General features: G+C 45.6%; 7 protein-coding genes and 1 tRNA gene. 3 read left to right on the top strand and 5 right to left on the bottom strand.

Annotation, left to right across the window (positions count from 1 at the left end):
* The 4 genes from ACWPOD_RS18040 to mutY form a co-directional block, all read right to left on the bottom strand.
* A tRNA-Phe gene (locus tag ACWPOD_RS18040) sits at positions 1-73 on the bottom strand.
* A 100-nt stretch (positions 74-173) separates the two neighbouring features.
* A complete protein-coding gene (gene mltC, locus ACWPOD_RS18035; protein ID WP_005393998.1) occupies positions 174-1313 on the bottom strand; it encodes a membrane-bound lytic murein transglycosylase MltC in 1140 nt (379 codons plus the stop codon).
* A gap of 78 nt (positions 1314-1391) precedes the next feature.
* The gene (locus ACWPOD_RS18030; protein WP_005381002.1) at positions 1392-1664 is read right to left on the bottom strand and encodes an oxidative damage protection protein; all 273 of its coding nucleotides are present in this window, start codon (positions 1662-1664) and stop codon (positions 1392-1394) included.
* 19 nt (positions 1665-1683) lie between these two features.
* Positions 1684-2760, bottom strand: coding sequence for an A/G-specific adenine glycosylase (gene mutY, locus ACWPOD_RS18025; protein WP_114323654.1), 1077 nt, complete (start codon positions 2758-2760; stop codon positions 1684-1686).
* A 203-nt stretch (positions 2761-2963) separates the two neighbouring features.
* Between mutY and trmB the strand changes: the two genes are divergently transcribed.
* The 3 genes from trmB to glsB all read left to right on the top strand — a co-directional run bounded on the left by trmB (position 2964) and on the right by glsB (position 5748).
* The gene (gene trmB / locus ACWPOD_RS18020; protein ID WP_085342616.1) at positions 2964-3683 is read left to right on the top strand and encodes a tRNA (guanosine(46)-N7)-methyltransferase TrmB; all 720 of its coding nucleotides are present in this window, start codon (positions 2964-2966) and stop codon (positions 3681-3683) included.
* A gap of 17 nt (positions 3684-3700) precedes the next feature.
* Entirely contained in the window at positions 3701-4729 is a 1029-nt protein-coding gene (locus tag ACWPOD_RS18015) for a TRM11 family SAM-dependent methyltransferase (RefSeq protein WP_104970972.1), read from the top strand.
* Positions 4730-4827: 98 nt separating this feature from the next.
* The gene (glsB, locus tag ACWPOD_RS18010) at positions 4828-5748 is read left to right on the top strand and encodes a glutaminase B (protein WP_005393987.1); all 921 of its coding nucleotides are present in this window, start codon (positions 4828-4830) and stop codon (positions 5746-5748) included.
* 60 nt (positions 5749-5808) lie between these two features.
* Here glsB and hemW read toward each other — a convergent pair whose 3' ends face one another.
* Positions 5809-6987 (bottom strand): radical SAM family heme chaperone HemW, encoded by a 1179-nt coding sequence (hemW, locus tag ACWPOD_RS18005; RefSeq protein ID WP_395192076.1) that lies wholly within the window; start codon positions 6985-6987, stop codon positions 5809-5811.
* Positions 6988-6997 lie beyond the last annotated feature (10 nt).

The following is a 6997-nucleotide window of genomic DNA, read 5'->3' as shown; positions in this document are numbered from 1 at the left end:
TGCCCGGAGGCGGAATCGAACCACCGACACGAGGATTTTCAATCCTCTGCTCTACCGACTGAGCTATCCGGGCGACGGAGCGCTATTAAACGGATTTTCCCGCTTTGCGTCAACCACTTTTTTTAAATAATTTCAAAAAAGTGCTTGTTCGAACGCTTTTTATTCAACTGTCACTACAAAGTTTGCTTTGAGTTAAATTCCTTTTTGAAATTTGTAACTTTTTCTAGGTAACGACGTGCTTCTGCGTTCGGATGTTTCTTAGTTAGTGCCCAATAAACTTGGTTGGGTTGCAACGAATTAAGATCTTGCATTGCGCGTTTGCGATCGCTGCGATGGAATGTGTTTAAAACACCTCCAGTACCGCCATTGTAAGCGGAAATCATACTGTACTCGAGAGAGGTAGGGTGATGGACTTCTCTTAAATAACGATTTTTTAAGATGTAGAAATACGCAGTACCGGTATCGATGTTGTTTTCTGGATTAAACAAATATTCAGGGCTTGGTTGGCCTGAGCGCTTTTTCACGAGCTTGAATACGTCTCGACCGGCGGTTTTAGGTACAACTTGCATTAAGCCATACGCATTTGCCCAACTTACTGCGTACGGGTTGAAGCTGCTCTCGGTTTTAATAATGGCGTATATCAAATCTTCTGGAATATCGTATTTTTTGGAAGCTCGGCGCACGATATCGGCGTATTGGTAGCTGCGTGTTGAAAAATGATCTTCAACCATGGGGATTTCGACGTAATACGCTTTCTTGAAATCAACGTCTTTGGTCTTGATCTTGTTTGCGATGAGATACTCCGCAAATCGGTTTGCCCGCCAAGACCACTGAATTGGCTTATTGTCTTGATCGACAACTTGTTTATACAGAAATGGTTGCCCTTCTAACGTGATTCCTTTTGAGGAGAACAAGTCTACGTGAGCTGGATCGTCTGGCGTGAGTAAGGTAGTGACAATCGCCTCTTTGAGGTGCTTTTGGGGCTCGGTCGGTGATACGGTTTCAATCGTGATCACGCCTTTGCGAAAGTCGACTTCGGCACGGCTAAGGTAGTTATCGATATATTTGACGTAATTACTTTTGCCTGCGTACTTAATTTCTTTTTTACCCCAGCGCTTTTGAATATTACCAGAGAAACTATTGATCAGGGCATCCAACGCGGCGGTATCTTTTTCAAATTGTCCAGGTAGCTCAGCTAAGTTATTGGCAAAACGGTTTGTGGGCTCGTAGTTGACGTCATAAATCTTTTCGACGAATTCACGGCTACAGCCAGCCATTAAAAGTGCGGCAGCAATAAAGACAATTTTTTTCATAAGTATCAGGGCTATTGAAGGTAATAGAAAAATGACACCACAAGTGGTTGTGATGTCATTGTTTTAACTCAAGCGACTTTATTCGCTCGGCGGTGTGTAACCTTCGATATGAACGTCTTTTCCTTCAAAGAGGAAGTTTACCATTTCTGTTTCGATCAGTTTTCGGTGCTCTGGATCCATCATGTTGAGTTTCTTTTCGTTGATCAACATGGTTTGTTTGTGTTGCCACTGAGCCCACGCTTCTTTCGAGATGTTGTCGAAAATGCGTTTACCTAGTTCACCAGGGTAAAGTTGAAAATCTAGACCTTCGCCTTCTTTTTTTAGTCGAGCACAAAATACAGTGCGGCTCATAATGACTCCTTGTATTCAATTAACGAAGTTCGTGGGGTAGCGCTTCCAGCAATAGTTTTACTGGCGCGGCTAAACCGACTTCTTCAGGTTTAGATAAGTTATACCAAAGACCTTTGTTGCCTTCCATTATCACGTCCGGTTGCTTTGATAAATCAATCAAAATTGGCGTGATATCGAGGTGGTAATGGCTAAAGGTATGGCGAAAGGTAATCAGTGTTTGCTGCTGCTTGATATTGCTGGCTTGAATGCCACGTTGATCCAGTAGCAATTCAATGTCGCTTTCTACATCCACATGTTCGGTTTGTGGGAAGCAAAATAAGCCACCCCAAATGCCTGTTTGTGGTCTTTGTTCTAACCACACTTCATGACCATTTTCGGTGTTGTGATGAAGCATTACAAAACGAGTTTGCTTGATTGGCTTGTCTTTTTTCGGTTTTTTACCCGGGTAGTCGAGCACATTGCCTTGTTGTTTTGCCACACACAGATCCGCAACAGGGCAGAGACTACATTTGGGTTTGCTGCGTGTGCAGACCATCGCGCCCATGTCCATCATTGCCTGGTTATACTTATCTACGTCCGTTTGTGGGGTATGCGTTTCGGCAATTTCCCACAGCTGGTTTTCAACCTTTTTTTGTCCTGGCCATCCTTCGACTGCGAAACAGCGGGATAGGGTGCGCTTCACGTTGCCATCAAGAATCGCATGTGGTTGTTTATACACAGACGATAAAACGGCGGCTGCGGTAGAGCGGCCAATCCCCGGTAAGGCGTTCATTTTCTCTATATCAAGAGGAAACTCACCATTGTATGTAGAGGCGACCTCTTGTGCTGCTTTGTGAAGGTTACGGGCTCGGGCGTAATACCCTAAGCCAGTCCAAAGGTGCAGGACTTCATCTTGCTCAGCATTGGCAAGATCGAGCACGGTTGGAAAACGCTCTAAGAAACGTTGGTAATACGGAATAACCGTAGTGACCTGAGTTTGCTGAAGCATGATTTCAGACAACCAGACACTGTATGCGGTCTTATTTTGTTGCCACGGAAGATCTTTTCTTCCATATGCGTCATACCATTCTAGGATGGCATTGGCGAAAGGTGTCACGACTTGCTCTGTATTCTATTATTGGTTAGGTGCAAAATTGCACCACATAATGGGCAAGAAGTACAACGGATAAACAGTAGGGATATAAAGAGGTGTGCTATTGCTTTTGGGCTGCCATAGGCCAAGAGCTCAACAAATACTTGCACCTCAGTAAATTCTTTGGATAATCCCCGCTTTGATTAATCAATGTGCAGGCAAAATCAATGAGTGAAGTAACCACTAACGAATACAACGAAGACGGAAAGCTGATCCGCAAAATCCGCAGCTTTGTGCGCCGTGAAGGGCGTTTGACTAAAGGTCAAGAGAGCGCGATGAATGAATGCTGGCCAACGATGGGTATTGACTTCAAAGCTGAACTTCTCGATTGGAAAGAAGTGTTTGGTAACGACAACCCCGTTGTACTAGAGATCGGTTTTGGTATGGGTGCTTCATTGGTTGAAATGGCAAAGAATGCACCAGAGAAGAACTTCATTGGTATCGAAGTACACAGCCCGGGTGTTGGTGCTTGTCTTGCGGATGCGCGTGAGGCGGGAGTTACTAACCTGCGTGTGATGTGCCATGACGCAGTCGAAGTGTTTGAGCATATGATTCCAAACGGCAGCCTATCGACACTGCAGTTGTTCTTCCCAGACCCTTGGCACAAGAAACGTCACCACAAGCGTCGCATCGTTCAATTAGGTTTTGCTGAAATGGTTCGTGAGAAGCTGATCCCTAATGAAGGTGTTTTCCACATGGCGACAGACTGGGAAAACTACGCAGAGCACATGATTGAAGTTATGAACCAAGCGCCAGGTTTCGAAAACATTGCTAAAGATGGTGATTTCGTTCCTCGTCCAGACGACCGTCCTTTAACGAAGTTTGAAGCTCGTGGTCACCGTCTTGGTCACGGTGTGTGGGATATCAAATATAAGCGTATCGCGTAACTAGAGGAGTTCATGGGATGTACCATTACGCGATATTAGCGAATCCGGGTCATAACCGAATTTACTTTGATAGCGCAATGACCATTGCCTGTTCAGAGCTAAAAGCAATTTTAGCTTCACAAGGCGTGGATGTGACAGAAATTGGTAGTAAAGAGGTTGGCTTACCTGCAGCGTTGGTGTTTTCTTGTCAGGAAGCTCTAAGCGATGAGCAGACGCGAAGAATCGCAGCCTCTTCGATTTACTATGCACTATTTGAAGTGCGCGAAGATGGTTTACTTCGACCAATTCAAGCGTCAGCGTTCAATACTTTCCCGGAAAGCATGAGTCAGATTCTGCGTTATACCGGGAAAACAAACGAGCAGTTTACTCGCTTGATGGTAAATATCGGCATTAGTGCGTCCAATACGGGAAGTGAGCAGCTGACCTTAATGGATCCAATGTGTGGTAAAGGTACAACCTTGTTTGAAGGCTTGATCCATGGTTTGAACGTTGTGGGGGTAGAGATCAATGCCAAGTGGGTGCAAGAGATCCAGACCTTTATCGTTAAGTTCATGAAGAATGGCCGCTTTAAGCACAAAGTGAGCAAAGAAAAGCGCACTGCGGGTGGCAAGAAAGTGGCGGATGGTTTCGTGGTTGAAGCTGCAGCAAATAAAGAAGATTACAACCAAGGCAATCTTCAGTTTATGAAGCTGTATTCGGCTGATACTCGTATCGCTGATCAAGTCGTGAAAAAGAACTCAGTTGACGTGATGGTGTCTGACTTGCCTTACGGCGTGCAGCACGGCAGCAAAAATGCCAAGGACAGCAAACTGAACCGCAGCCCACTAGAGCTTTTAAAAGAGGCTCTGCCTGCATGGAAAGTGGTACTGAAAAAACAAGGTTCAGTGGTGTTGTCTTTCAATGAATTTACGTTGAAATGGAAAGACGTCGCGGCATTATTTGAAGAGCAAGGTTGGAAGGTACTTTCAGAAGAGCCTTACATCGGTTATCTTCACCGTGTTGATCAATCTATCAACCGCAATATTATTGTGGCAGTAAAACCATAATCGACTTGAGTCGAACGAACCCTATGGAAAAGCCAACGACACGTTGGCTTTTTTTACCTCTGAGCTCAACGAGTTCTCTTGTAAATAGAAGGTAGAGAATGAAACCGACAGTGGAAATTTTGACAGATATTTTGGCGGAAGTGCGCCCTTTAATCGGCCAAGGCAAAGTGGCTGATTACATTCCTGCTCTGGCAAAAGTACCCAGCAACAAGTTAGGTATTGCGGTATACACCAACGAAGGTGAGGTTATTAAGGCGGGCGATGCCGATGAACCTTTCTCTATCCAATCTATTTCAAAAGCATTGAGCTTGACGTTAGCGATGTGCTTGTACAAGCAAGAAGAAATTTGGTCTCGAGTGGGAAAAGAGCCTTCGGGGCAGGCATTTAACTCGCTAATCCAGCTAGAAATGGAGCAAGGTATTCCTCGCAATCCTTTTATTAATGCTGGAGCGATAGTTGTGGCGGATCTGTTGCAAACTCGCTTATCTGCACCTCGTCAGCGCCTATTGGAATTTGTACGTCAGCTTTCTGGTGATACTCATATTGTGTATGACAAAGTCGTCGCGGCATCCGAAATGATGCATGGTGATCGGAATGCGGCGATTGCATATCTCATGCGCTCGTTTGGTAACTTCGAAAATGAAGTAATTCCAGTGCTGCAAAACTACTTCCACGCTTGTGCACTGAAGATGAGCTGTGTCGACTTGGCTAAAACGTTTAGCTATTTGGCAAATAAGGGCACATCGGTACAAACGGGTAAGCCCGTTGTTTCTCCCGTGCAAACCAAACAACTTAATGCACTGTTAGCAACGTGTGGCCTGTATGATGGCGCGGGCGAGTTTGCTTATCGTGTTGGCATGCCTGGTAAGTCTGGTGTCGGTGGTGGCATTATCGCGGTAGTACCTGGTGAAATGACCATTGCAGTATGGTCTCCAGAGCTTGACCCTTCAGGTAACTCCCTTGCTGGTACTAAGGCGCTTGAATTGCTATCGGAGCGAATTGGCCGTTCGATTTTCTAATGTTGAATGTTCTATATAAAAAGCCTCTCAATTGAGAGGCTTTTTTGTTTTTGGGCTGCGTTACTCTTCGCTTTCTTCGGCCATAAAGGCTTCGAGCAAATCATTAAGGAAGAGCTTCCCTTTTTCAGTAATTTGCCAATGGGTAGGCGTTTCACTCAGGTAGCCCATTTCTATCGCCCAGTCGATGGTTTCTTGAATCGTACTGAGCGGTAAGCCCGTGGTGTCCACATAATCTTGCTTCGGACAGGCTTCGATTAAGCGGAATCGGTTCATAAAGAACTCGAATGGACGATCTTCATCCGCGACGACATGTTCTGTATGCAGATAAGGTTTGACCATATTTTGATAAGCCGCTAAATAGCCTCGCGGGTGTTTTACCTTTGTCGTTCGAATAATATGCCCGTCGGTAAAACTGAGTTTGCCATGAGAGCCACAACCAATACCAAGGTAATCGCCAAAGCGCCAGTAGTTGAGGTTGTGCTGACACTGATAGCCCGGCTTGCTGTAACCCGAGATTTCATATTGCACATAACCCGCGGCTGAAAGTTTTTGGTGTCCGAGCTCGAAAATATCCCACAAGTCATCATCGTCAGGTAGCGTTGGTGGCTTGTAGTAGAACATGGTGTTTGGTTCGATGGTCAGCTGATACCAAGACAGGTGCGGCGGTGCCAACTCAATAGCTTTGTCCAAATCTGCCAAGGCTTGTTCGATGCTTTGATCTGGTAAGCCGTGCATGAGATCGAGGTTAAAGCTGTTCAAACCGATTTGGTGCGCCAGCTTAGCAGCATTGACGGCTTCGTCTTGGCCGTGAATGCGCCCCAAACGCTCAAGCTTCTGTTGCTCAAAGCTTTGCACGCCGATAGAGATACGCGTTACACCAGCTTTGCGGTAGCCAACAAAACGCTCTGCTTCGATGGTGCCTGGGTTAGCTTCCATGGTGATCTCAATTTCTGGCTTAAACGGAATACGCGCTTCAATGCCCTTAAGTAGACGCTCGATGCCTTCTGCCGAAATCAAACTCGGCGTACCACCACCAATGAAGATTGAATGCAGTGGACGTGGCGCTTCGTTAAGGAGGTATTTCTCAATGTCGGTATCCAAATCTTCTAGAAGGGCACTGATGTACTCTTCTTCTGGAATCTCGGTTTTGAGCGCGTGAGAGTTAAAGTCGCAATACGGGCACTTTTGTACACACCAAGGGATGTGTACATACAAGCTGAGTGCTGGGGGCGTTAACATGGTCTAATTC

The organism is Vibrio sp. JZG120, from assembly GCF_053890955.1.
The sequence above is the reverse complement of the archived record's forward strand: the minus strand, read 5'-3'. Positions and strand labels throughout refer to the sequence as shown.